The sequence below is a fragment of the Streptomyces sp. Root1310 genome (genome assembly GCF_001426425.1).
In the GTDB taxonomy this organism is placed as follows: Bacteria; Actinomycetota; Actinomycetes; order Streptomycetales; family Streptomycetaceae; genus Streptomyces.
Map to the genome: position 1 here is coordinate 253,816 of NZ_LMEQ01000032.1, position 26,002 is coordinate 279,817.

The window sequence follows — 26,002 nt, forward strand, 5'->3', positions numbered from 1 at the left end:
CAAGGGAGTATCCGTGAAGAACGCCGGTCAGCTGTCCCGACGTCAGATCCTCACCGCCGCAGGCTTCATCGGCCTGGCGACCCTCACCGGGTGCGGCAGCGGCGACGACGGAGAGGACCCCAAAGACCTCTCCAAGAAACAGAACGGCGCGATGAAGGAGTACCGGGCGGGACAGCAGTTCAAGGCGTCGAAGCCGCTTTCCTTCTCGGTCCTGCACAACAACAACCCGGTCTACCCGTTGAAGGACAGCTGGCTGTTCTGGAAGGAACTCACCAAGCGCACCGGTATCACGCTGAAACCCGTTGCCGTCCCGCTCAGCGATTACGAGAAGAAGCGCAGTGTCCTCATCGGCGCGGGCGACGCCCCGTTCCTGATTCCCAAGACGTACCACCCGTCGGAGGTCGCCTTCGTCTCCTCGGGCGCGATCCTGCCGGTCAGCGAGTATGTGCATCTGATGCCCAACTTCCAGGACAAGGTGCGGAAATGGAAGCTGGCACCGGAACTCGACTCCATCAGGCAGTCCGACGGCAAGTACTACCTTCTCCCCGGCCTGCACGAGAAGGTCAAGTCCGGCTACTCGCTGTCCTTGCGCACGGACGTCCTCGACCGGCTCGGCCTGAGCCTGCCCACCACCTGGGACGAGGTGTACGACGTCTTCAAGGCGATCAAGGCCGAATACCCGGACCGCTACCCGTTCACCGACCGCTGGAGCACCAACACCCCGTTCCCGGCGGCCGCGTTGCTCAGCTACCTCGGCCAGGCGTACGGGGTGAGGGCGGGCTGGACCTACGACAACATCAGCTGGGACGCGAAGGCCGGGGCGTTCGTCTTCACCGGCGCCACGGACGGCTACCGCCAGATGGTCGAGTACCTGAGAAAGCTGGTCGCCGAGAAACTGATGGACCCGGAGAGTTTCACCCAGACAGACGACGACGCCGTGCAGAAGCTGCTGGGCGAGAAATCCTTCGCCATCAGCGCCAATCCGCAGGAGCTGGTCCAGAACTACCGCTACAACCTGGAGAAACAGGTCAGCGGAGCGAAGATCGAGATGGTGCCGGTGCCGCTCGGCCCGGCCGGTCCGGTGGTGATGGGCGGCGCCCGGTTGGAAAACGGTGTCATGATCTCCGCCAAGGCGCTCAAGAGCGACACCTTCGTCGCGATGATGCAGTTCGTCGACTGGCTGTGGTACTCGGACGAGGGCCAGCGGTTCGCCAAATGGGGCGTCCAGGACGTCACCTACACCTGTGCCGGCGACCAGTACAGGCTGGAGCCGGGCATCACCCTCATGGGTTCGGATCCGGACGCCCCGAAAGACCTGCAAAAGGACTACGGCTTCTTCAACGGTGTCTTCACCTACGGCGGCAGCTGGGCGCTGGTCTCCTCTTCCTTCAGCCCGGACGAGAAGAAGTTCCAGGACGCGATGGCCCAACGCGAGCAACTGCCGATCGGCCCGGCCCACCCGTTGCAGTCCGTGGAGCAGGAGCAGGCATCGCTGTGGGACACCCCCCTGAGGGACCACGTCACCCAGAACACGCTCAAGTTCGCCATGGGCAAGCGCCCGATGTCCGAATGGGACGACTACGTCACCGAGTTGAAGGCCAAGAACATGGATCAGCTCGTCGGCCTGCACAACAAGGCACGGGAACGCTTCAAGAAGGAGAACGGGTGACCACCGTTCCCGCGGAGCCGACAGGCCGACTCTCCGACGCCTGGCGTTTCTGTGTGGGCACGGGCCGGATCGAACTCGCCCTGCGCCGCGACTACCAGGACTCCCTCGCCCTGATCCAGCGCGAAATCGGTTTCCGACACCTTCGCGGCCACGGCCTGCTCAGCGACGGTATGGGTGTGTACCGCCCCTACGACCATGAGGGATGCCGCCGCACCCATCACTCCTTCACCTACATGGACCAGGTGGTCGACGCCCTCCTGACGGCCGGCGTCCGACCCTTTGTCGAGCTCGGCTTCATGCCCGCGGACCTGGCCTCCGGAAGCCGGACCGTCTTCTGGTGGCAGGCCAATGTCACCCCGCCCCGCTCACACCGTGAATGGGCCGGCCTGGTGCGCTCCACGCTCGCTCACCTCGTCGAGCGCTACGGTCTCGACGAGGTGCGCACCTGGCCGGTCGAGGTGTGGAACGAGCCGAACCTGCCCGACTTCTGGCAGGACGCGGACGAAGGGGCCTATCACCGCCTGTACGAGGTCACCGCGCACACGGCGAAGGAGGTGGACGCCGGCCTCCAGGTCGGGGGCCCGGCGATCTCTCCCGGCGCCGACGACTGGCTGGAGCGGTTCGCCGAGTTCACCGAGCACCGGGACGTGCCCGTCGACTTCGTGTCGAAGCACGCCTACACCTCCGGCCCCGCGCAGCACGTGCCGTTCGGTGTCCACCAGACCCTGGCCCCGGCATCCGGCCTGCTCGACCAGTTCGCCACACCCCGCGCACTCCTCAAGGGAACCCGGCTGGCCGGGCTGCCGGTGCACATCACGGAGTTCAACTCCTCCTACCGCCCGGACAACCCGATCCACGACACCGCTTTCCACGCCGCTTACCTGGCACCGGTCCTCGCACACGGCGGTGACCTCGCCGACTCCTTCTCGTACTGGACGTTCAGCGACATGTTCGAGGAAACCGGTGTCCCCACGTCGCTCTTCCACGGCGGGTTCGGGCTGCTCACCCACCGGCAGATCAGGAAACCGACGTACCACCTGTACGCGTTCATGGCGCGGATGGGCCCCGACCTGCTCGCGCGCGGCGACGACCACCTGGTCACCCGCCACCACGACGGCCGGATCACGGTCCTGGCCTGGGCGCCCGTCGACCCGACCGGCGAGACCCCCGGCCCCGACCGGCATGCGCTGCGGCTGTCCCTCCCGGTCGTGGCGCGGGAGGTCTTCGTCCGCCGGTCCACCGTCGACGACGAGCACGGAAACGCCTACACCGCCTGGCGGCACATGGGCAGCCCACGCTCACCGCGGGCCGGGCAGCTGGACATCCTGCACGAGGCCGCCGAACCCGCCCGCAGCCACCGACGGCTGACCGCCCCGGAGGGCCGCGCCGAACTGGATCTCACCCTCTCCCGCCACGAGATCACCCTCGTCGAACTCACCCCGGTCACCGACGAGACCCCTCCCTGGTGGGACGAACGACGGCTGCTCGGCGGGGCGGCGCCATGAGCGCGGCAAGTGCTTCGACACCGCTTTCCGACCCCGACGCGTATCCGGCGGCTCGACCCCGGGAATCGCCGCGTGAGGGGTTTCGATACCGGCTTCCCACCCCGCCCTCGCCGACCACTCCACAGCAGGGCCGCCCGAGCAGCGGGCCGAATGGTTCCGGAACCGGTTCCCCCCGCCGCGGCCCATCGACGGCAAGGAAAGCCTCATGAGCTCCGCGACCACCGCGGGCGGATTCGGCACCGGACCCCTGTCCCGGGCCGCCGCCCTCCTGCACACCCTCCTCACCGTCGAAGCCCTTCTCCTCGCGGCGGCCGCCCCTGGACTCGGCGGCCTGCTCTTCCTGGGCCCCGAACCGGCCAACCTGCCCCTCGCCGCCTGCTGCCTGCTGCCGCTCGGCCCGGCTCTCTCCGCCGCGCTGTACGCCCTGCACCACCGCAGCCGCGACCTCACCGACCTCCACCCGGCCCGCTGCTATCTGCGTGGCTGGCGCATCAACGCCCTACCCGCGCTGAAGCTCTGGGCACCCCTGCTGGCCTGGCTCACCGTGATCGCGTTCACCCTCACCCACTTCGCCGCCACCGGCCTGCCCGGCTGGTGGGCGGTGCTGCTCGGGGTGATCGCGGTGGCGTCGCTCCTCTGGGGCGCCCACGCGCTCGTCCTCACCTCGCTGTTCGCCTTCCGCGCCCGTGACACCGCCCGCCTCGCCGCGTACTTCCTGCTGCGGCGGAGCCGCGCCACCCTTGCCGCAGCCTCTCTGCTCGTCCTGGTCGGCGCTCTGACCGCCCTGCTCACGGAAGCCCTGCCCGCCCTGTTGGCCGCACCACTGCTGCTCTCCCTGCTGGGGTCCAGCGGTCCGGTGATCGTCGAGACTCAGGAGGACTTCACCGTATGACCGAGCCCGGCATCGGACCCCGGACAGGAAACGACGGCCGTCTCCCACGCACCGACAAGATCCCGTACGGCGGCGACTACAACCCCGAGCAGTGGCCGCAGGACGTCCGGGACGAGGACCACCGCCTGTTCACCCGGGCCGGAGTGGACACCCTCACCGTGGGCGTCTTCACCTGGTCGCTCACTCAACCCGACGAAACTGTTTACGACTTCACGATCCTCGACGGCATCCTCGACCGCGCCGCCGCCGAGGGGCGGCAGGTCTGCCTCGCCACCGGGACCGCCGCCCTGCCGCCCTGGCTGGCGAAGAAGTATCCCGAGGTGAACCGCACCGACTTCGAGGGCCGTCGGCACCGCTACGGCCAACGGCACAACTTCTGCCCGAGTTCACCCGAGTACCGTCGACTCGCCACGTCTCTGGCCGGCCGCCTCGCCGAACGGTACGTCGGGCATCCGGCGTTGCTGGCCTGGCACGTCAACAATGAGTACGGCGGAACCTGTTACTGCGACCTGTGCGCTGAGGCCTTTCGCGGCTGGCTGCGCGAACGGCACGGCACGCTCGACGCCCTCAACGACGCATGGTGGACGACCTTCTGGTCGCACCGTTACACCGACTGGGACCAGATCGAGCCGCCGAGCGTTCTCACCGAACACTGGCGCGGCCCCGACCACACCGCCTTCCAGGGCATCACCCTCGACTACCAGCGCTTCATGACCGAGGCCCTCCTCGGCTGCTTCAGCGGCGAGAAGGAGGCGATCCGCGCCCACGACCCCGACACGCCCGTCACCACCAACCTCATGGGCACCTACCGTCCGCTCGACTACCACCGTTGGGCGCCCCACCTCGACTTCGCCTCCTGGGACAACTACCCGCCACTCGACGCCCCGCCCACCCGCCCCGCCCTCGCCCACGACCTGATGCGCGGCCTCAAGGACGGCGCCCCCTTCTGGCTGATGGAGCAGACCCCGTCCACCACCGCCTGCCGTGACGTCAACCCCCTGCGCCGACCGGGCGAACTCCGCCTCGCCACCTGGCAGGCCATCGCCCACGGGGCGGACGCCGCCCTGTACTTCCAGATGCGCGCCTCACGCGGCGCCTGCGAGAAGTACCACGGTGCGGTCATCGGTCACGCGGGCCGCGACGACACCCGCGTGTTCCGTGAAGTCGCCGCCCTCGGACGGGAACTGGGCGAAATCGGCGCGGCCACCCTGGGCGGCCGGACCCCGGCCCGCACCGCGCTTCTCTTCGACTGGGACAGCTGGTGGGCGCTGGAGATCTCCGACGGCCCCTCGCGACTGGTCCGTTACCAGGACGTCGTACACGCTTACTACCGAGCCGCCCGCGAGGCGGGAGCCGACGTCGACGTCGTGGCGGTGACCGCCGACCTCACGCCGTACGACGTGGTCCTCGCCCCCGTGCTCCATCTCGTCAAGGGGGACCTGGCGGAACGCCTGGAGGCGGTGGTCCGGCGAGGCGGAACCGTCCTCGCCACCTTCCTCACCGCCCGCTCCGACGAACACGACCGCGCCTTCCTCGCCGACGTCCCCGGTCCACTGGCGCCCCTCATGGGTATCCGCGTCGACGAATGGGACGCCCGGCCCGATGACGTCGAACAGCCGGTACAGCTCGGTGAGGTGGCGGCGCGGGCCCGGCTCGTCTTCGAGCTCGTCCGGCTCCGCGGCGCCGAACCGGTCGCCACCTACGGCGCCGACTTCTACGCCGGCACCCCGGCCGTCACCCGTCACCACTTCGGCGCGGGCCAGGCCTGGTACGTGGCGACCGCCCTCGACCAGCCCGGCGTCGACCACGTCGTGCGCCAGGTACTAGCCCGCCACGACCTGGTCGGACCCTACGCCGACCACCACACCGTCGAGACCTCCACCCGCGTCACACCGGACGGGAACCGTCTCCTCTTCCTCCTCAACCACGCTGCGGAGGAGGCCTCGCTGCCCGCCCACACAGCCGCGACCGACCTCCTCACCGGCAAGCGCCTCGAGCAGGGCGACGTGCTCACCCTGGACCCGCTGGGGGTGGCCGTCCTCCGGCTTCAGTAGATCGTGCGTCCCCGGGCGTCCGGGATTCCGGACTTCCGCAGGAAGTAGCTGTTCACCTGGTCCCGCCACTCGCGTGCGCCGCGCACCTGCTCCTCGTACCGTTCTGCCACGCGCGCGTGCCGTGCCGGCTCCACCAGGTCCGCGAGGCCCGCCCACACCCGGCGGGCCTCCTCGGCTTCCTCCACGCCCTCGAAGTGGGCGTCGTAGATATGCTGCACAACCGTTTTCCCGCTGCTCAGCACATGCCCGTACGGCACGTGGTGGAAGAACAGCAGAAGCTCGTCGGGACACGACGCGGCCGACTCGTACAGCTCGGCCCAGGGCTTGGCGTACTGCGCCGCGTACCCCGTGCCGGTGGCCGCGGTCCGGTCGACGCCGATCCCCTCCCGGTCGGCGAAGTGGTACGTCCCCCACGGGCTGTACTCGTAGCCGTCGACACTCGGCCCGTAGTGGTGGCCCGGCTGCACCATGAAGCCGACCCCGAGCGGCGCGGTGTACTTCTCGTACGTCCGCCAGGAGCCGTGCAGCACCGCCCGCAGCCCGGCGGCCAGCCGCTCGGAGGCCGAGGGAAAGGTGAGCGCGATCCACTCGTCCAGGATCCGATGAGGGTCGGCAGCAGGCTGCCAGGTGAGCCGGCCGAAGGTGTAGAGGTTCGCCTGCGCCAGCGGATGCCCGGTCCAGAACGGGTCGTCACCGACGTTGGCGACGGCAACCAATCCGCCCCGCGCCAACTCCCCGACCGTCGCGTGCAGTTCACCCTCGGGTCGGAAGCGCAGCGCCTCGCTCCACATGGGGCCCAGCCAGCACACATGCCGTTGCTGCCCGGTGTATTCCTGAGTGGCCTGCACCTCCACGGCGAGCCGGGTGCGCGGCAGGGCTCCCAGTACCGGCGAGACCGGTTCACGCACCTGGAAGTCCATCGGCCCGTGCTTCACCTGGAGCACGGCGTTGTACGCGAACTTCCCGTCCAGCGGGGCGAAATGGTCGTACGCGGCCCGGGCCCGGTCCGTCGACCGGTCCCGCCAGTCCTGGTGGTGGTCGTACACGAACGCCCGCCAGTGGACGGTGCCGCCGTACGGCTCGAGCGCGGCGGCCAGCATGTTCGCGCCGTCGGCGTGCGAGCGGCCGTAGGTGAACGGGCCCGGCTGGCCCTCCGAGTCGGCCTTCACCACGAACCCGCCGAAGTCGGGGATCGCGGAGTACACCTCCCGAACGGTCTGCGCCCACCAGGCGCACACCGCCTCGTCCAGCGGGTCGGCGGCGGCAAGACCGCCGAGCACGACCGGTGCGGCGAAGGTCACGGACAGATGGGTGCGGATGCCGTACGGACGCAACGCGCTTGCGATGTCGCCGACTTCGCCGATCCGGTCGGTGAGGAGGTGCGCCTCGGTCTCGTGCACGTTGACGTTGTTGACCGAGACGGCGTTGATCCCGCAGGCCGCGAGAAGCCTGGCGTACGCCCGAACCCGTTCCGGCTCCCGCCGGGCTCGGCCGTCGTCCCAGAAGAGCGAGCCGCCCGCGTACCCGCGCTCCACCTGGCCCATCACCGGATGCACGGCCACGTTGTCCCAGTGGTCCAGCATCCGCAGGGTCGTCGACGGACGGTGTGCCTCAGGAGCTCGCGTGCCCCGGAAAGCGTCCTCACCGAGCCGTACGACGTGGAACAGGCCGTACAGCAGGCCGAGTTGACCGCTCGCCGAGACGACGGTGGTTCCGCCGGCGCGCTCCATGACGAACCCCTCTGCGCCGAGTTCAGCGACATCGGCCGGGCCGTCGGGTTCACCGACAGCTCCCAGACCCGGAGCGGGGTCGCCGGAGCCGTGTGTCCGCGTCACCCGCAGCACGAGGTCGTACGAGGTCGAGGCGTCCGATCCGCCACGGCCTCGTACGACCACCTCGCCACCGAACCGAGCGCACGCGTGGGCCACTTCACCGTGCACCGTGTCCACCAGTGGGCCCGAGCCGTCGACCAGCGTGCTCCGCCTGCCCAACGGTCGGAACGCCTCCGGTGGCAGCCACGCGGGGTCGATCCCCTCGGGCAGGACGGGCACGGTGAGCGGCATGGTCCCTCCGGGTGGTCCGGGCTTGCCTAGGCGATGGCCGAGCCGGTGCCGCGGGCGGCGCCGATGAGGTCGGTGAGCGCCGCGTCGTCGTAGACGGAGATGTCGACGTAAGCGCCTTCCGGCAGGTCGAAGTCGATGACCTGGTAGTCCAGCACCGCCGTGGTCCCGGGCGGGCTGAAGGTGCCCAGGTTGTGGCTCACGCCGCCGGAGGTGTAGCCGACCTTGACGTAGTAGGTGTCACCGTCGTTGGCGGTGTCGTACACCCACAGCTTCTCGTCGTTGGGGTGGAATTCCACCTTGCCGACGAACGCCCCCGACTGGGTCAGCTCCATCTTCACGGCCTGGCCGCCGGCGTCGTTCGCGAAGTAGGTGTTGTCGAACGGGTCGGTGAGGTTGCCACCGCTGCACGGGCAGTTGTCGGTGTCGTAGTAGTAGGCCTGGAACACCGGGTTGGGGCTGTACGCCTGCGCCGGAGCCGCCGTCGCGAACAGCGCCCCCGCTCCCAGCGCCGCACCCGCGAGCAGTCCCGTGAACCGTCTGATGATGCTCATCTTCCGATTTCCCCCTCCGTGACGGGCCGCCCGGTGTCCGCGGGCGGCCCGATCATTGTGGAAGACGTGTGACGCCCGGTACAGCGGGCCATCGCTGTTGGTTACCGGATCAGGACAACAACTCCACCTCGGCGAGGCTGACTTGGCCCGCGCGGGCAACGGCGGACGCTTTGCTCGTCGCGCTCTCGGTGCCATGCGCTGCCGGGTCGCCGTCGAGGACCAGCCGGTAGTGCGGGTACGTGCCCGGCCGTTCGAGCGTGAAGGCGCGTGTCTGCCGGTCCCACGGGAAGGTCTCGCCGGCGCGCCGGTCCAGGTCGGTCCACGTCTGGCCGTCCGCGGAACCCTGGAGTACCCAACTCGTCGGCGCCTGGGTGTGGTCGGCCGAGGTGAGGGTGTACTGCACCGCCTTGGTGCCGGCGGTGACGGGCAGGGCGAGTGTGCCCGACACCGTTTCCTGTGTCGCCGACGTGTCGTCGAACAGCGCGCCCGCTCCCTTCAGCACGTCCGTGCGCGGCGCCGGGGCCTTGTCGTCCTGCGTGATCGAAACCGGACCGGCGTTCTTTCCGGACCCCCACGACGAGGGCCGCGGCCCCATGTCGAACTCCAGGACCCCGCCCTTGGCGAGCAATGCGTGGGGCAGCGAAGTCGACGTCCAGGTACGGCCGTTGACCTTCAGGCCCTGTACGTACACGTTTTTGGCGCTGTTCTTCGGCGCCTTGACCACCAGGTCCTTGCCGTTCTCCAGGTGCACGGTCGCCTTGGTGAACAGCGGTGAGCCGACGGCGTATTCGCCGCTTCCCATCACCAGCGGGTAGAAGCCGAGCGCGGAGAACAGGTACCAGGCCGACTGCTCACCGTTGTCCTCGTCGCCGTGGTACCCCTGCCCGATCGAGCTGCCCGAGTAGAGCCGTGCGAGCACCTCGCGGGCCTTCGCCTGCGCCTTCCACGGCTGCCCTGCCGCGTCGTACATGTAGATCGCGTGATGGGCGACCTGGTTGGAGTGCCCGTACATGCCCATGCGGACGTCCCGCGCCTCCGTCATCTCATGGATGACGCCGCCGTACGAACCCACAAACTCCGGGGAAGCGGTTTCCGGGGTGGCGAAGTAGGTGTCGAGCTTCTTCGCCAGTCCGTCCCGGCCGCCGTACAGGTTGGCCAGGCCACGGCTGTCCTGCGGGGCGGTGAAGGCGTAGCCCCAGCCGTTGGTCTCGGTGTAGTCGTAACCCCACACTCGCGGGTCGTAGCTCTCCGAGGCCACCCGCCAGTCGCCCTTCTCGTCCTTCCCCTGGAAGAACCCGGCCTTCGTGTCGAAGAGGTGCACATAGCCCTGCGCGCGGTTGAGGAAGTAGTCGGCTTCCTCCTGGTAGCGCTTCTCGCCGGTCCGCTTGTACAGGGCCTGGCCCATGCGGGCGATGCCGTAGTCGTTGAGGTAGCCCTCCAGCGCCCATGACAGGCCCTCGTGCGTGGCCGTGCCGGTGTAGCCGAGGAAGGGCGAGGTGGACATGCCCTTGCGGCCCACCCCCGACGCCGGGGGCACGACCGTCGCGTTCTTCAGGGCCGCCTCGTAGGCGGCCTCGGCGTCGAAGCCGACTCCCTTGACGAACGCGTCCGCGAAGGCGACGTCGGAAGAGGTGCCGGTCATCAGGTCGGCGTACCCGGGCGAGGACCAGCGCGAGGTCCAGCCGCCGTCCTTGTACTGCTGGACGAACCCGTCCGTCAGCACCCCGGCCTGAGTGGGCGTCAGCAGGGCGTAGGCAGGCCAGGTCGTCCGGTAGGTGTCCCAGAAACCGTTGTTGACGTAGACCTTGCCGTCCACGATCTTCGCGCCGGTGTGCGTCGGGGTGTCCTGGCCCGGCATCGGCGAGAAGGGCGACGCGTACTGGTACGTCGAACCGACCTTTTCGAAGCCGGAGTTGGGGTACAGGTAGAGCCGGTACAGGCTGGAGTACAGCGTGGTGAGCTGGTCCTGGCTCGCGCCCGCGACCTCCACGGTGCCGAGGAGCTTGTCCCACTGCCGCTGGGCGCGCTCCTTGACCGTGTCGAAGTCGGTGTCCTGCGGGATCTCCTGGCGGAGGTTGTCGCGGGCCTGGTCGACGCTGATGAGGGAGGTCGCCAGACGCAGGGTGACCGTGCGGTCGGCGCCGGCGTCGAAACGCAGGTAACCCTTTACGCCGCTCGATGAACCATCCGTCACCGGGGCGTCGAACTCGCCGTACACGAACAGCCGGGTCGCTCCCGTCGACAGTCCCGACTTCACGTCCGAGTATCCGGTGACGACACCGGCTTCCTTGTCCAGGGTCAACCCCGCCTGGTCGGTCACGTTGTCGAAGACGACGCTCGCGTCGGAGCCCGGGTAGGTGAAGCGCAGGGCGGCCGCGTGGTCCGTCGGCGCCATCTCCGCTGTGAGACCGTTCTCGAAACGGACTCCGTAGTAGTACGGGCGGGCGGTCTCGTTCACGTGCCGGAAGGGCAGGGCCCGTGCCGTCCGCCCGGTGTCCGGGACGCCTGCCGCGGCCGACGGCATCAGCTGGAAGGTCTGCCGGTCGCCCATCCACGGACTTGGTTCGTGACTCGCGCTGAACGCCTGGATCGTCGGCATGTTGTCAGCGTTGTTGGCCCGCGCGTAGTCGTACAGCCAGCCGAGCGAGGACGCGTTGGTCACCGGCGTCCAGAAGTTGAAGCCGTGCGGTACGGCCGTGGCGGGAAACGTGTTTCCGCGCGAGAAGCTCCCGCTGGAGTTGGTGCCGCGGGTGGTGACCGCGTAGTCCGACAGGTGCGCCTTCGCCGCCTCGGGGGCAGCGGTGCGCAGCGCGATGTCGTCCACCCAGCCCCGGAACCGGGCCGGCCCGCCGGGGGAGTCGTAGGCGAGGAGGATCCGGTCGACCGTCTTGCCGGCCGCCACCGTCCCGATCCTGGACACCACGTCGTTCCACTGGTTGACGTACAGCACCTTGGCGGCGCCCTGCCCGCGAGGCGACAGCGGGAAGCCGTACTGATCGCTCGCCCCCAGCCCGCTCAGATACGTGCCGTCCGTGAAGGCAAGGTCCACGGAAACGTTTGTCGCCGCGTAGTCACGGTCGCCGTCCGCCATCCCGGGGAAGATCCGGTACGCCAGCTGCGTGCGGGTACCGACCCGGACATTCACGTCGAAAACCTTGTTGTACGAGTACGCGTGGCCGGAAGCGGTGTGCCGGCCCGCGTACCGCAGCGCACGCCGCCCGCTGAACCCGGCGCCGGCCTTCGCGGTCGGTGAGCCGCTCGGGCCCCGGTCGACGACGGTGAGCATGTCCGGCGGGACGGGCCCGTCGCTGCCGCCCGTGCCGAACCGCACGTCGGCGAGCTGGAGGATCCCGGCGCCGTGGTTGCGGGTGACCTCCAGCCGGAAGTGCCGGTACTCGGCCGGGGCCGCGAGGGTGTACGTACGGGTCTGGAACCGCTCGGCGAAAGACTCCCCGGAGCGGGTGTCCAGCGGTGTCCAGGCGGTGCCGTCCGCCGAGCCCGAGAGGGTCCAGTCGGCGGGGTCGCGCTCGGCGGCGTCATTGGCCGAGGTCAGTGCGTAAGCGTTTACCCGCGCCGGCTCGTCGAGGTCGAACTCGACCCACCCGGTGGAGGAGAACGCCAGCCATTTCGTGCTCGCCTCGCCGTCGACGAGGTTCTCCTTCACCTCGCCGCCGGCCGTGTTCTCCGCGCTCGCCCGGACATCCGTGACCCGGTCGGTGACATCGCCGGGGAGTCCGCCGCCGTAGCCGCCGTCGACCCCCGAGGCCCGTTTGCCGCCGCCCGGCGCGGTGTCGACGCTGCTCTGCCAGTCGGGGGCGTGTTCACCCGCCTCGAAGGACGAGGCGAACCCCCGGCCCGGTATCGGCACCGGGGAGGGCAGCGCGACCGCCGTCCCCTGTGCGCCGACCGTCATGACCAGAGCAGCCGTGATCACGACCGCCCGCAACCGCCCCAACCGCTGCATGCGTGAGCACCCTCCCCGCGCCGGACAACGCCCCGGACAACGTTGTCCTCCTGGTTGCGCAGGAATCAGTAGGTGGCCAAGTGGACAGTGATGTCAAGGATGTTGATTGCGCCAGGCGAGGCTCATGTCATGCAATTTTCCGGCAAGGTACCCACCGGCCGGTCATATTTCCGGGAGGTCTCAACTCGGAAAAGACCAACGGCCAACCTTGCATTCGATCTTGCTCCGTTGGCAAGAAGTGGACTATACCTGTCGGCGATTCACCGTCGAATCCGACGATGCCGTCCGACCGCATGATCCGTACGACCCTGCTTGACCTGACCGCGGTGCCGGGAAGGATCCGGTGCACCGCCTGAGTCCTGGAGAAGGCGAGGACTTGAGCATGGGATCCCACTCCGAGAACATCGGCTCCGACAAGAACGGCTCCGCAGGTGTCGGCCGCCGAGACCTGATCAAGAGATCCGCGGCGCTCGGCCTGATCTCCGTCCCCACGATGAGCTTTCTGTCCGCCTGCGCAAGCAGCGGCGGGGGCGACGAGGACAAGGCCAAGGCCGGCAAGAGGACCGCGAAGAATCCCCTCGCGGTCAACGAAACCGCCCAGATGGAATTCGTCCTGTTCGACGGCGGTTTCGGCAAGGAGTACGCCGAGGACGCGGTCAAGATCTACGAGAAGAGCTTCCCCGACGCGAAGGTGAAGTTCTCGGCCACCCAGAAGATCCAGTCGACCCTCCAGCCCCGCTTCAACCAGGGCACCCCGCCCGACCTCATCGACAACTCCGGCGCCGAGCAGATGGACATGGGTGTGCTGGTCGGCAAGAAACAGCTTGCCGACCTCACTCCGCTCCTGGACGCCGCGTCCTACGACGACCCGAACAAGAAGGTGCGCGACACCCTGCGACCCGGCATCGTCGAGATGGGCCAGTTCGACGGCGACCCGGTCTGGATCATGTACTACGCCTACACCGTCTACGGCGTCTGGTACTCGCAGAAGGCCCTGGACTCGCTCGACGCCACGTACCCCGAGACCTGGGACCAGATGCTCGCGGTCTGCGAGAAGGCCAAGAAGAAGGGCATCGCGGGCTGGACGTACGCGGGCAAATACCCGTACTACCTCCCCTTCTCGCTGTACCCGATGATCGGCAAGGTGGGCGGTCGCGAGGTCCTCGACGCCATCGACAACCTGGAGCCGAACGCCTGGAAACACCCGGCAGTAAAGGCTTGCTTCGACGCCTACTACGAGCTTTTCAAGAAGGGGTACATCCTCAAGGGCACCCCGGGCCTGGACCACATCCAGTCGCAGACCGCGTGGGCCAAGGGCAAGGCCCTGTTCATCCCCAACGGCTCCTGGGTGGAGAACGAGTCGGCGAACGTCATCCCCGCCGACTTCGACCTGGCCGTCTCCGCGCCGACCGGCATCGACTCCTCCGACAAGATGCCGTTCGGCACCATCTGGGCCTCGGGCGGCGAGCCGTTCGTCGTGCCGGCCAAGGCGAAGAACACGGCGGGCGGCATGGAACAGCTGCGCATCATGCTCAGCGAGGCGTCCTCCAAGAACTTCACCGCGAAGGTCAAGTCGCTGACCGCGTACAACGGCGGCACCGACGGCATCACCCTCACCCCCGGCCTCAAGTCGGGCGTGGCGGCGCTGGACAAGGCCGGCGAGAACGTGGTGAATCCGCGACTTCAGGACTGGTACGTCCAGTTGCAGAAGGAGAAGATCGGCGTGTCCGGCCTCGGCGAGATGATGGCCGGCCGGCTCACCCCGGCCGAGGCGATCAAGAAGATCCAGGGCTACGCCGACGAGGCCGCGAAGGACACCTCGATCAAGCATTACAAGCACCAGTGACGGTGAGAATCACGGCGAAGTATCCATAAAAGCACCGGAGTGGCGATGCAGCACGGCAAGTACCGGTTCATCGTGGGGTTCCTGGCGCTCCCCCTGGGACTGTACGCGCTCTTCGTGGTGTGGCCGTTCATCCAGTCCATCTACTACTCGTTCACGGACTGGACCGGCCTGAGCCCCGAATTCAAGATGGTCGGCCTGGACAATTACCGGAGGATGCTGGACGACGAGATCTTCTGGAAGTCCTTGCAGCACAGCTTGATGTTCGCGGTCGTGCTGCCGCTGGTGACGATCAGCCTGGCGCTGTTCTTCGCCTTCATGATCAATGTCGGTGGGCGGCGAAGGAGGGGCGGCCCGGTGATCTCCGGGGTCCGGGGCTCCTCCTTCTACAAGATCGTCTACTTCTTTCCGCAGGTGTTGTCGATCGCCATCGTGGCGCTGCTGTTCGCCTTCGCCTACAACCCGGACAGCGGCGCGATCAACTCCTTCTTCCGAGGGGTCGGGCTGGACGGCCTCCAGCCGCTCTGGCTCGGCGACCCGGATCTCGCGCTGTGGTGCGTGATGGCGGTGCTGGTCTGGTCCACGGTCGGCTTCTTCGTGGTCCTGTTCTCGGCGGGCATGGCCTCCATCCCGGCGGACCTGTACGAGGCCGCACTGCTGGACGGCGCGGGCCGGGCGGCCACCTTCTTCCGCATCACCCTGCCCCTGCTCTGGGACACCGTGCAGTCGGGCTGGGTCTACATGGGGATCCTCGCGCTCGGCGCCGAGTCGTTCGCGGTCGTGCAGATCATGACGACCGGACCCGGCGGCCCCGACTACTCGACCACCGTCATGGTCCTTTACGTGTACCAGAAGGCCTTCCGTGACGGTCAGGCCGCCTACGCCACCACCATCGGCGTCGCCCTGCTCATCGTGACGCTGGCCTTCGCCGCCGTCGTGATGCGGCTGGGACGGCGCGAGCGGCTGGAGTACTGACGATGAAGACGACCGAAACCCCCGTGCCTCCGCCGGCCGAGGCCGGCTCGGCTGTCCCCGTCACGAAGGTCGACCTGGCGACCAGGAAACCGTCTGCGGGGAAGAAAACGGAAGGAAACGTTCTCAACGCCTTCTCTCACGGCATCCTGGTCATCTGGGCGATCATGGTCGTGCTGCCGTTGCTGTGGGCGGTGATGACCTCGTTCAAGGACGACAGCTCCATCTTCGGTTCACCCTGGTCGCTGCCGGACAGGCTGCACTTCGACAACTGGTCGCGGGCCTGGACCGAGGCCAACATGAGCGACTACTTCCTCAACACCGTTCTGGTGGTGGGCGGTTCACTCATCGGCACGCTGGTCCTCGGCTCCATGGCGGCCTACGTCCTGGCGCGTTTCGACTTCCCGGGCAACCGTTTCATCTACTACCTCTTCATCGGCGGCATGAGCTTCCCGATCATGCTGGCGCTGGTCCCGCTGTTCTACGTCGTGAACAACATGGGCCTGCTGAACTCCATCCACGGGCTGATCCTCGTCTACATCGCCTACTCGCTGCCGTTCACGGTGTTCTTCCTGACGGCCTTCTTCCGCACGCTGCCGAGCTCGGTGGCGGAGGCGGCCTTCGTGGACGGCGCCTCGCACAGCCGTACGTTCTTCCAGATCATGGTGCCGATGGCCAAGCCGGGCCTGATCAGCGTCGGCATCTTCAACTTCCTGGGCCAGTGGAACCAGTACATGCTGCCCACAGTCCTCAACACCGATCCGGACAAGCGCGTCCTCACCCAGGGACTGGTCCAACTGGCCGTCAGCCAGGGCTACAAGGGTGACTGGTCGGGGCTCTTCGCGGGCCTGGTGATGGCGATGCTGCCGGTACTCGCGGCGTACATCGTCTTCCAGCGGCAGGTGGTGCAGGGGCTGACCGCGGGAGCGCTGAAGTAGGAGCACGTCCGGGGGCAGGTGCGGGCGGCGCCCCCGCGTCGAGACACCCTTCGTCTCTGCGCGGGCACCCGCCACACGGGACCGCCCGCGCAGACCCCGACCCGCTGCAACCGCTACCGTTGCCTGCCGCCTGCCGCCTGCCGCCTGCCGCCTGCCGCCTGCCGCCTGCCGCCTGCCGCCTGCCGCCTGCCGCCTGCCGCCTGCCGCCTGGCCGCCTGCCGCCTGCCGCCTGCCGCCTGCCGCCTGCCGGCTGTCCTAGGCGTCGTGGCATGCACTCGCGGGGACCGCCTCCGCAATCGGTCGCGCCCGTTGTCGGCCTTCCGTCGGCGGCCTTTCCGCAGCTGTTCGCCGGCACCGGCGCCGGGCGCGGGCTTCCCTCAGCCGTTCGCGTCTCGCCGGTCGGCCGCCGCGGCTTCTGCGCAAGCCCGCGCCGGCCGAGTTCTCCGGTGGCTCCCCGCTCCGAGTCCGGGCCCCGGCTTTCCCGTAACGAGACGAAACCGGCTTCGCGTTCATTACCTGGCCCCCGACGGCCACCCGTGCACCCACCGCCCCGACCCGCTCCCGGGCGCTCACCCGGCGCACACCTTTCCGTGCGGCCTGTCACCACCCGTTCCCGCCCCGCCCCCGCCCGCTCGAACCCCTGACCGCAACGCCCCGCGACCGGTCCCGTACACCCCGCGACCCCCCGCTCCGCCACCCTCCGTGTCTCTTCGCACGCATGCGGATACTGTTCAACCTCTTGACGGGAGGCGACCCGAACGGCTCAGCTTAGAGTTCACTAGTTGGACATAGACGGGGCCTCATCGAAGCGGTCCCGCGCGCAGGAGGTCGTCGTGGAGACTCCGGGGTCGCAGTCGTCGCTGCACCGAGCCAACCTGGAGCGAGTCGTACGCGCCGTGCGTCTGGCCGGGTCCCTCACACAAGCGGAGATCGCCCGGAGTACGGGCCTGTCCGCCGCGACCGTGTCCAACATCGTGCGCGAGCTCAAGGACGGCGGAACCGTCGAGGTGACGCCCACCTCGGCCGGCGGCCGCAGGGCGCGCAGCGTCAGTCTGAGCGGCGACGCGGGCATCGTCATCGGGGTGGATTTCGGGCATACCCACCTACGTGTCGCGGTGGGCAATCTGGCCCATCAGGTCCTGGCCGAGGAGTCCGAGCCGCTGGATGTGGACGCCTCCTCGACGCAGGGCTTCGACCGGGCGGAACAGCTGGTCAGCCGCCTGATCGAGGCCACAGGGGTGGACCGTACGAAGGTCGCGGGAGTCGGTCTCGGCGTGCCCGGACCGATCGATCTGGAGTCCGGAACGCTCGGTTCGTCCGCCATCCTGCCCGGCTGGATCGGCACCAGGCCCGCCGAGGAGATGAAGGACCGGCTCGGCGTACCCGTGCACGTGGACAACGACGCCAACCTGGGTGCCCTCGGCGAGATGGTCTGGGGCAGCGGCCGAGGCGTTCGTGATCTTGCATATATCAAGGTCGCGAGCGGTGTCGGCGCCGGTCTGGTGATCGAGGGGAAGATCTACCGGGGTCCCGGCGGCACCGCAGGAGAAATCGGGCATATTACACTTGATGAGTCCGGCCCCGTCTGCCGCTGCGGAAATCGCGGTTGCCTGGAGACCTTCGCGGCGGCGCGCTACGTGCTCCCGCTCCTCCAGTCCAGCCATGGCACGGATCTGACGATGGAAGGCGTCGTGCGGCTGGCGAGGGACGGTGATCCGGGCTGCCGTCGGGTGATCGCCGACGTCGGCCGACACATCGGCAGTGGAGTCGCCAATCTCTGCAACCTGCTGAACCCGAGCCGGGTGGTGCTGGGCGGTGATCTCGCCGAGGCCGGTGAGCTGGTGCTCGGGCCGATCAGGGAGTCTGTCGGCCGCTATGCGATCCCGAGTGCGGCGCGTCAACTTTCCGTTCTCCCAGGGGCACTTGGGGGCCGCGCGGAGGTGCTCGGAGCGCTCGCCCTCGCACTGAGCGAGATGGGCGATTCGACGCTTTTGGACGGCACGCTGACTGCGGCGACACCTGCCTTCACTTAGAGAACGAATGAGGCCGTTGCCATCTCGTTAAGTATTTACTTCTTGACGTCGAACTTGCGGCCGAGTTGACTTCGAGCCACCTCGGCCGCAGCGTTGCGGCCCTGTCAGGGAGGCACACCCCAATGAACGCAACGATGCGTAGAGTCGTGATCGGCGCCACCGCCGTGTCCATGGCGCTGTCGATTGCCGCGTGCGGCAAGGCCGGCGACGACAAGGACAGCGACTCCGGCAGCAGCAGCTCGGGCAACAAGTCCATCGGCCTGCTGCTTCCCGACAGCGTCACCGCGCGGTACGAGAAGTTCGACAAGCCGTACTTCGACGCCAAGGTCAAGGCGCTCTGCTCCGACTGCAAGCTCGAGTACGCGAACGCCGCGGCCGACTCGGCCAAGCAGGCCCAGCAGGTCAGCAGCATGGTGACCAAGGGTGTCAAGGTCATCGTGATCTCCGCGCAGGACTCCGCCGCGATCAAGTCCTCGATCCAGTCCGCGGTGGACAAGGGCGTCAAGGTCGTCGCGTACGACCGCCTCGCCCAGGGCCCCGTCTCGGCCTACGTCTCCTTCGACAACGTCAAGGTCGGCGAGCTCCAGGGCCAGGCCCTGCTCGACTCCCTCGGCGCCAAGGCGACGCCCAAGGCGAAGGTCGTCATGATCAACGGTGACGACGCCGACCCGAACGCCGGCCAGTTCAAGGAAGGCGCGCACAAGGCCCTCGACGGCAAGGTCGACATCGCCTACGAGCAGTCCGGCCTCTGGAAGGACACGGTCGCCGCGCAGAAGATGTCCGCGGCCATCACCCAGCTCGGTGCCAAGAACATCGCGGGCGTCTACGCGGCCAACGACGGCATGGCCGGTGGCATCGCCAACACCCTCAAGGGTGCGAAGATCAGCGGCATCCCGCTGACCGGTCAGGACGCCGAGCTCGCGGGTATCCAGCGCATCGTCGCTGGCACCCAGTCCTCCACCGTCTACAAGGCCTTCAAGCCCGAGGCCGAGGCCGCCGCCCAGCTCGCGGTCGACCTGCTGGAGGGCAAGGACATCAAGGCCCTGGCCACCGAGACGCTGACCAGCGGCTCCGGCGACAAGGTCCCCTCGCAGCTGCTGACCCCGGTGTCGGTCACCAAGGCCAACATCAAGGACACGGTGATCAAGGACGGTCTGTACACCGTCGCCGACATCTGCGCCGGCGAGTACGCCGCCGCCTGCAAGACCGCCGGAATCCAGTAGTCCGCCGGTCCTCTCGTAGGCACCCGGTCCCGAGGGCCCCGCTCGAGTCGCATCTCGAGCCGGCCCTCGGGTCCCACCGACCGCCCGGCGGTCCCGTGAGACCTGTCCGACGCCCGCCCCACCTCACACCCCGCTGCCGGGGCGGGCGTCGGACGGAACCGTTGCCAAGCGCAGCGGATTCACGCATGTTCATCTTGTAAACCTCGTGCGTCGGCATCGCGTACCCCGCCTGCCGTGCACATCCCTCCGCGCCTGTCTTTGAGCGCGGCATCCCCGCCGGTCAGGCGGCGAAGGAGATGGTTCACGTGTCCGCTACGCCCGTGCTGGCGTTGCGCGGAGTCTCCAAGCGATTCGGTGCTGTGCAGGCACTCACCGACGTCGAGCTGGAGGTTCACGCCGGAGAAGTGGTCGCCCTGGTGGGCGACAACGGCGCAGGAAAGTCCACCCTGGTCAAGACGATCGCGGGTGTCCACCCCATCGATGAGGGCGTCATCGAGTGGGAGGGAAGCCCGGTCAGCATCAACCGGCCGCACGACGCCCAGGGACTCGGCGTCGCGACCGTCTACCAGGACCTCGCCCTGTGCGACAACCTGGACGTGGTCGGCAATCTCTACCTCGGACGCGAGCTGCTGCACCGGGGCGTCATCGACGAGGTGACGATGGAGAAGAACGCGCGGGAGCTGCTGTCCACGCTCTCCATCCGCATCCCGAGCGTCCGCATCCCGATCGCCAGCCTCTCCGGTGGTCAGCGTCAGGTCGTCGCCATCGCGCGCGCCCTGATCGGTGACCCGAAGGTCGTCATCCTTGACGAGCCCACCGCCGCCCTCGGTGTCGAGCAGACGGCGCAGGTCCTCGACCTGGTCGAGCGGCTGCGCGAGCGCAACCTCGGCGTCATCCTCATCAGCCACAACATGGCCGACGTCAAGGCGGTCGCCGACACGGTCGCCGTCCTGCGTCTGGGCAAGAACAACGGCTCCTTCCCCGTGAAGGACACCAGCCACGAAGAGATCATCGCCGCGATCACCGGGGCCACGGACAACGCCGTGACCCGTCGTGCGGGGCGTCGCACCGCGGAGGCGGCAAAGTGAGCGACACGTCCAAGACCGTGAAGAGCGATTCCTCGGAGCCCGGGAAGGTCGAGAAGACCGGCGGCGTCATCGAGGACCAGACCACCGTCGCGCCCGCCGACGACCCGACCGCCGCGCCGGTCTCCGTCGTCGACCCGCGCCTTCTGGTGCGTGAAGAGGGCTTCAAGGGCTACCTCACCGAGTTCAAGCGCAAGGTGAAGGGCGGCGAGCTGGGCCAGATCCCCGTCGTCCTCGGTCTGATCGTCATCTGGACCATCTTCCAGGCGAAGAACGACCTGTTCCTGAGCGCGGACAACCTCTCGAACATCAGCTACTTCATGTCGGCCACCGGCATGCTGGCCATCGGCCTGGTGTTCGTCCTGCTGCTCGGCGAGATCGACCTGTCGGTCGGTTCCGTCAGCGGCCTGGCGTCCACCCTGTTCGCCGTGTTCGTGGTGGACCACACCATGAACCCGTGGCTGTCGCTGGTCCTGACGATCCTCACCGGTGTCGGCATCGGCGCACTGCACGGCTGGTTCTTCGCGAAGATCGGCGTACCGGCCTTCGTGGTCACCCTGGCCGGCTTCCTCGGCTGGAACGGTCTGATGCTGTGGCTGCTGGGCTCCAGCGGCACGATCAACATCCCGTCGGACTCCGGCCCGGTGCACCTGCTCGGCCAGAACTCCTTCTTCATGGACCAGGCCATCATCGGCGCCTACCTGCTGGCCGGTCTCGCGGTCGTGCTGACCGCCGTCGGCAACTTCGGTGAGCAGCGCCGCCGCCGGGCCGCCGGTGTGCCGTTCCGGCCGACCACGGAGATCCTGCTGCGCGTCGGCGCGCTGGCCGTCGCGTCCTTCCTGGCCGCGAGCGTGCTGAACAACGCGTCCGGTGTCTCCAACGCGCTGGTGATCTTCCTGGCGGCGCTGGTGATCGTCGACTTCGTGCTCCGTCGCACCACGTACGGCCGTAAGGTCTTCGCGGTCGGCGGCGGCATCGAGGCGGCCCGCCGTGCCGGTATCAACGTGCCGATGGTCCGTATCACCGTGTTCGCCATCTCCGGTGGCTTCGCGGCGGTCGGCGGCATGTTCTTCGCGGGCCAGACGGCGTCCGCGACGCTGAACGCCGGTGGCGGCAACACCCTGATGCTCGCCATCGCGGCGGCCGTCATCGGTGGTACGAGCCTCTTCGGCGGCCGCGGCACGGTGTGGTCGGCCCTCCTGGGCATGCTGGTCATCCAGTCCATCCAGACCGGCCTCGACCTGCTGAACATGAACACCTCGATCCAGTACATGATCACCGGTGGTGTTCTGCTGGGCGCGGTCGTCATCGACTCCATCTCCCGCAAGAGCCAGAAGGCCGCCGGCCGCGGCTGACGCTCCTGCTGACCCCTGTGCCCGGCATCCGTCTCGGTGCCGGGCACAGTCGTGTCATAGGAAAGGCTCATTCTGGGTACGGCCGTTCGCGTGACCTATGACGCAAGGGCCGGAGTCGGACCGCCCGGGCGGAACATTAGACTCGACAAGCCCGGCAACAGCTCGATCAGCTTTTACTGCAAGGAGGCACGGGTGCCGCTGCTGACCCGCATCAGGGGACCGCGTGATCTGGACCGGCTCAGCCTGGAGGAGCTGGACCAGCTGGCAGGGGAGATCCGCACCTTCCTCGTCGACGCCGTCTCCAAGACCGGTGGCCACCTCGGGCCCAACCTCGGCGTGGTCGAGCTCACCATCGCCCTGCACCGGGTCTTCGAGTCCCCGAAGGACAAGGTGCTCTGGGACACGGGCCACCAGTCCTATGTGCACAAGCTCCTCACGGGCCGGCAGGACTTCTCCCGGCTGAAGATGAAGGGCGGCCTGTCCGGCTACCCCTCGCAGGCCGAGTCCGAGCACGACGTCATCGAGAACAGCCACGCCTCCACGGTGCTCGGCTGGGCCGACGGCCTCGCGAAGGCCAACCAGATCCTCGACCGCGACGACCACGTGGTCGCCGTCATCGGGGACGGCGCGCTCACCGGCGGCATGGCCTGGGAGGCGCTGAACAACATCGCCGACGGGGACCGCCCGCTGGTCATCGTCGTCAACGACAACGAGCGCTCGTACGCGCCGACCATCGGCGGCCTGGCCAACCACCTCGCCACCCTGCGGACGACGGACGGCTACGAGCGCTTCCTGGCCCGCACCAAGGAGGTGCTGGAGCGCACCCCCGTCGTCGGCCGACCCCTCTACGAGACGCTGCACGGTGCCAAGAAGGGCCTGAAGGACTTCATCGCCCCCCAGGGCATGTTCGAGGACCTCGGCCTGAAGTACGTCGGCCCGATCGACGGCCACGACATCGAGGCCCTGGAGTCCGCGCTGGCCCGCGCCAAGCGCTTCGGCGGCCCGGTCATCGTGCACTGCCTCACCGAGAAGGGCCGCGGCTACCAGCCCGCCCTCCAGGACGAGGCCGACCGCTTCCACGGCATCGGCCCCATCCACCCCGACACCGGTCTGCCGATCAAGGCCTCGGGCGCCGACTGGACCTCGGTCTTCGGCGACGAGATGGTCGAGCTCGGCAAGGAGCGCGAGGACATCGTCGCGATCACGGCGGCGATGCTGCAGCCGGTCGGACTGAAGAAGTTCGCGGACACCTTCCCGAACCGCATCTACGACGTCGGCATCGCCGAACAGCACGCAGCCGTCTCCGCCGCCGGCCTGGCCGCGGGCGGGGTGCATCCGGTGTTCGCGGTGTACGCCACCTTCCTCAATCGCGCCTTCGACCAGGTCCTGATGGATGTCGCCCTCCACAAGTGCGGTGTGACCTTCGTACTGGACCGGGCCGGGGTCACCGGCACCGACGGCGCCTCCCACAACGGCATGTGGGACATGTCGATCCTGCAGGTCGTCCCGGGCCTCCGGCTCGCCGCCCCGCGCGACGCCGACCAGGTCCGCGCCCAGCTGCGCGAGGCCGTCGAGGTCGAGGACGCGCCGACCGTCGTCCGCTTCTCCAAGGGCGCCGTGGGCCCCGCCGTACCCGCCGTGGGACGTGTCGGCGGCATGGACGTGCTGCGCGAGAGCGGCACCGACACCCCGGACGTGCTGCTGGTCTCCGTCGGCGCCCTCGCGCCGATGTGCCTGGAGATCGCGACCCTCCTCGACCGGCAGGGCATCACCACCACGGTCGTCGACCCCCGCTGGGTCAAGCCCGTCGACGAGGCCATGGCCCCGCTCGCCGAGCGGCACCGCGTGGTCGTCACCGTCGAGGACAACTCCCGCGTCGGAGGCGTCGGCTCGGCGATCGCCCAGGCCCTGCGCGACGCGGGCGTCGACGTCCCGCTGCGCGACTTCGGCATCCCGCCCCGCTTCCTCGACCACGCCTCCCGCGCCGAGGTCATGGCGGAGATCGGTCTGACCGCCCCGGACATCGCCCGCCAGGTCACCGGCCTGGTGTCCAAGCTGGACGGGAAGTACGGCAGCACGGCCGCCGAGGTCGACTCCGTGGAGTCCGCCCGCGACTGACGCCGACCCGGGTCGGCCGACACACCCGTATGGGCCGGTTTCACCACTGTGAAGAGTGGTGAAACCGGCCCATTCGCGTTAACCCGCCCGCGTCGGGGCATACGGTCTACGCCCCCTCTCGATCATGTCGAGGACGACACAGCGTGGGAGGTCCCCGTGAGCAGCACCCTCTTCCGGACGAAGAAGGTCGAGCAGTCCATCCTCGATACCGAGGAACCCGAGCACGCGCTCAAGAAATCCTTGTCCGCGCTCGATCTCACCGTCTTCGGTGTCGGCGTCATCATCGGCACCGGCATCTTCGTCCTGACCGGCACGGTGGCCAAGAACAACGCCGGTCCGGCCGTCGCCCTGGCCTTCGTGGCGGCCGGGGTGGCCTGCGCGCTCGCCGCGCTCTGCTACGCCGAGTTCGCCTCGACCGTGCCGGTGGCCGGCTCGGCGTACACCTTCTCGTACGCGTCCCTCGGGGAGCTCCCCGCCTGGATCATCGGCTGGGACCTGGTCCTGGAGTTCGCGCTCGGCACGGCGGTGGTGGCCGTCGGCTGGTCCGGGTACATCGCCTCCCTGCTCGACAACGCGGGCTGGCACCTGCCGGCCGCGCTCAGCGGCAGAGAGGGAGCCGACGGCTTCGGATTCGACATCCTCGCCGCCGCCCTCGTCCTGGTGCTGACCGCCATTCTCGTGGTCGGCACGAAGCTCTCCGCGCGGGTCACCTCCGTCGTGGTCGCCATCAAGGTGACCGTCGTCCTGACCGTGATCATCGCAGGCGCCTTCTTCATCAGCGGCGACAACTACGACCCGTTCATCCCCAAGGCGCAGACCGTCGACGCGGGCGGCGGCCTCGATGCCCCGCTCATCCAGCTGATGTTCGGCTGGGCGCCGTCCAACTTCGGCGTGATGGGCATCTTCACCGCCGCCTCCGTCGTCTTCTTCGCGTTCATCGGCTTCGACGTCGTCGCCACGGCCGCAGAGGAGACCAAGAACCCGCAGCGTGACATGCCCCGCGGCATCATCGGCTCCCTCATCATCTGCACCGTGCTGTACGTCGCCGTGTCGATCGTCGTCACCGGGATGCAGCACTACACCAAGCTGTCGGTCAGCGCCCCGCTCGCCGACGCCTTCAAGGCGACCGGGCATCCCTGGTTCGCGGGCTTCATCAGCTTCGGCGCCGCCGTCGGCCTGACGACCGTCTGCATGATCCTGCTGCTCGGCCAGACCCGGGTGTTCTTCGCGATGAGCCGCGACGGCCTGCTGCCGCGCTTCTTCTCCCACGTCCACCCGCGGTTCAAGACCCCGCACCGGCCGACCATCCTGCTCGGCGTCCTCATCGCGATCCTGGCCGGCTTCACCAGCCTCAGCGAACTCGCCGAGCTGGTGAACATCGGCACCCTCTTCGCCTTCGTGGTCGTCGCCATCGGCGTGATCATCCTGCGCCGGTCCCGCCCCGACCTGCCCCGGTCCTTCCGGACGCCGTGGGTGCCGTTCATCCCGATCCTGTCGGTGTGCGCCTCGCTGTGGCTGATGCTCAACCTGCCCGCCGAGACCTGGCTGCGGTTCGGCATCTGGATGGTCATCGGGTTCGTCGTGTACTTCCTCTACGGCCGCTCGCACAGTCTCCTCGGACGGCGCGAGGCGGTAGCCGCCGACGAGACCCGCGCGCCGGGCCGCGACGACACGGCATAGCGACCGGGCAGCCGGCCCCGCACGAGTGCACGACCGCACGGGGCCGGCTCCGGTGCC

The 26,002-nt window shown here is 68.5% G+C and carries 16 protein-coding genes; 13 read left to right on the forward strand and 3 right to left on the reverse strand.

The features are described from left to right. The first annotated feature begins 13 nt into the window (after positions 1–13). The 4 genes from ASD48_RS34390 (at position 14) to ASD48_RS34405 (ending at position 6,120) form a co-directional block, all read left to right on the forward strand. On the forward strand, positions 14–1,669 hold the full coding sequence (locus tag ASD48_RS34390; RefSeq protein ID WP_057605779.1) for an extracellular solute-binding protein: 1,656 nt from the start codon (positions 14–16) through the stop codon (positions 1,667–1,669). Further along, positions 1,666–3,174 (forward strand): xylan 1,4-beta-xylosidase, encoded by a 1,509-nt coding sequence (locus tag ASD48_RS34395; RefSeq protein ID WP_057605780.1) that lies wholly within the window; start codon positions 1,666–1,668, stop codon positions 3,172–3,174. Before ASD48_RS34390 ends, ASD48_RS34395 begins: the two co-directional genes overlap by 4 nt. Positions 3,175–3,379: 205 nt before the next feature. Beyond that, positions 3,380–4,066, forward strand: a complete 687-nt coding sequence (locus ASD48_RS34400) for a hypothetical protein (RefSeq protein WP_057605781.1) — start codon at positions 3,380–3,382, stop codon at positions 4,064–4,066. Beyond that, the gene (locus ASD48_RS34405; protein ID WP_057605782.1) at positions 4,063–6,120 is read left to right on the forward strand and encodes a beta-galactosidase; all 2,058 of its coding nucleotides are present in this window, start codon (positions 4,063–4,065) and stop codon (positions 6,118–6,120) included. Before ASD48_RS34400 ends, ASD48_RS34405 begins: the two co-directional genes overlap by 4 nt. Here the strand turns inward: ASD48_RS34405 and ASD48_RS34410 are convergent. The 3 genes from ASD48_RS34410 to ASD48_RS34420 form a co-directional block, all read right to left on the reverse strand. After that, a complete protein-coding gene (locus ASD48_RS34410; RefSeq protein WP_057605783.1) occupies positions 6,114–8,183 on the reverse strand; it encodes an alpha-glucuronidase in 2,070 nt (689 codons plus the stop codon). The two genes, ASD48_RS34405 and ASD48_RS34410, sit on opposite strands and share 7 nt — an antisense overlap. Before the next feature lie 26 nt (positions 8,184–8,209). Beyond that, on the reverse strand, positions 8,210–8,734 hold the full coding sequence (locus ASD48_RS34415; RefSeq protein WP_057605784.1) for a hypothetical protein: 525 nt from the start codon (positions 8,732–8,734) through the stop codon (positions 8,210–8,212). Between the two features lie 109 nt (positions 8,735–8,843). Further along, positions 8,844–12,647: a GH92 family glycosyl hydrolase gene (locus ASD48_RS34420; RefSeq protein WP_079074191.1), complete on the reverse strand. Its 3,804-nt coding sequence runs from the start codon at positions 12,645–12,647 to the stop codon at positions 8,844–8,846. A 433-nt stretch (positions 12,648–13,080) separates the two neighbouring features. Here ASD48_RS34420 and ngcE point away from each other — a divergent pair, with 433 nt between their 5' ends. The 9 genes from ngcE (at position 13,081) to ASD48_RS34465 (ending at position 25,945) form a co-directional block, all read left to right on the forward strand. Beyond that, a complete protein-coding gene (gene ngcE, locus ASD48_RS34425) occupies positions 13,081–14,544 on the forward strand; it encodes an N-acetylglucosamine/diacetylchitobiose ABC transporter substrate-binding protein (RefSeq protein ID WP_057605786.1) in 1,464 nt (487 codons plus the stop codon). A 45-nt stretch (positions 14,545–14,589) separates the two neighbouring features. After that, the gene (locus ASD48_RS34430; protein ID WP_057605787.1) at positions 14,590–15,516 is read left to right on the forward strand and encodes a sugar ABC transporter permease; all 927 of its coding nucleotides are present in this window, start codon (positions 14,590–14,592) and stop codon (positions 15,514–15,516) included. Positions 15,517–15,518: 2 nt separating this feature from the next. After that, a complete protein-coding gene (locus ASD48_RS34435; protein WP_057605788.1) occupies positions 15,519–16,451 on the forward strand; it encodes a carbohydrate ABC transporter permease in 933 nt (310 codons plus the stop codon). Positions 16,452–17,284: 833 nt separating this feature from the next. Beyond that, entirely contained in the window at positions 17,285–18,484 is a 1,200-nt protein-coding gene (locus tag ASD48_RS34440; RefSeq protein ID WP_057605789.1) for an ROK family transcriptional regulator, read from the forward strand. Between the two features lie 134 nt (positions 18,485–18,618). Then, on the forward strand, positions 18,619–19,707 hold the full coding sequence (locus tag ASD48_RS34445; protein ID WP_057605790.1) for a substrate-binding domain-containing protein: 1,089 nt from the start codon (positions 18,619–18,621) through the stop codon (positions 19,705–19,707). A 296-nt stretch (positions 19,708–20,003) separates the two neighbouring features. Then, the gene (locus tag ASD48_RS34450; protein WP_079074152.1) at positions 20,004–20,795 is read left to right on the forward strand and encodes an ATP-binding cassette domain-containing protein; all 792 of its coding nucleotides are present in this window, start codon (positions 20,004–20,006) and stop codon (positions 20,793–20,795) included. Positions 20,796–20,812: 17 nt separating this feature from the next. Continuing rightward, positions 20,813–22,147, forward strand: coding sequence for a sugar ABC transporter permease (locus ASD48_RS34455; RefSeq protein WP_199876124.1), 1,335 nt, complete (start codon positions 20,813–20,815; stop codon positions 22,145–22,147). A 192-nt stretch (positions 22,148–22,339) separates the two neighbouring features. Then, on the forward strand, positions 22,340–24,265 hold the full coding sequence (dxs, locus tag ASD48_RS34460; protein ID WP_057605793.1) for a 1-deoxy-D-xylulose-5-phosphate synthase: 1,926 nt from the start codon (positions 22,340–22,342) through the stop codon (positions 24,263–24,265). Positions 24,266–24,421: 156 nt separating this feature from the next. After that, a complete protein-coding gene (locus ASD48_RS34465; protein ID WP_057605794.1) occupies positions 24,422–25,945 on the forward strand; it encodes an amino acid permease in 1,524 nt (507 codons plus the stop codon). Positions 25,946–26,002 lie beyond the last annotated feature (57 nt).

Bases quoted from the DNA above. Each gene is read 5' to 3' on its own strand.
- ASD48_RS34445 (WP_057605790.1), top strand. From the start codon at position 18,619: ATGCGTAGAGTCGTGATCGGCGCCACCGCCGTGTCCATGGCGCTGTCG.
- ASD48_RS34405 (WP_057605782.1), top strand. From the start codon at position 4,063: ATGACCGAGCCCGGCATCGGACCCCGGACAGGAAACGACGGCCGTCTC.
- ASD48_RS34430 (WP_057605787.1), top strand. From the start codon at position 14,590: ATGCAGCACGGCAAGTACCGGTTCATCGTGGGGTTCCTGGCGCTCCCC.
- ASD48_RS34435 (WP_057605788.1), top strand. From the start codon at position 15,519: ATGAAGACGACCGAAACCCCCGTGCCTCCGCCGGCCGAGGCCGGCTCG.
- ASD48_RS34410 (WP_057605783.1), bottom strand. From the start codon at position 8,183: ATGCCGCTCACCGTGCCCGTCCTGCCCGAGGGGATCGACCCCGCGTGG.
- ngcE (WP_057605786.1), top strand. From the start codon at position 13,081: ATGGGATCCCACTCCGAGAACATCGGCTCCGACAAGAACGGCTCCGCA.
- ASD48_RS34400 (WP_057605781.1), top strand. From the start codon at position 3,380: ATGAGCTCCGCGACCACCGCGGGCGGATTCGGCACCGGACCCCTGTCC.
- ASD48_RS34450 (WP_079074152.1), top strand. From the start codon at position 20,004: ATGGTTCACGTGTCCGCTACGCCCGTGCTGGCGTTGCGCGGAGTCTCC.
- ASD48_RS34420 (WP_079074191.1), bottom strand. From the start codon at position 12,647: ATGACGGTCGGCGCACAGGGGACGGCGGTCGCGCTGCCCTCCCCGGTG.
- ASD48_RS34415 (WP_057605784.1), bottom strand. From the start codon at position 8,734: ATGAGCATCATCAGACGGTTCACGGGACTGCTCGCGGGTGCGGCGCTG.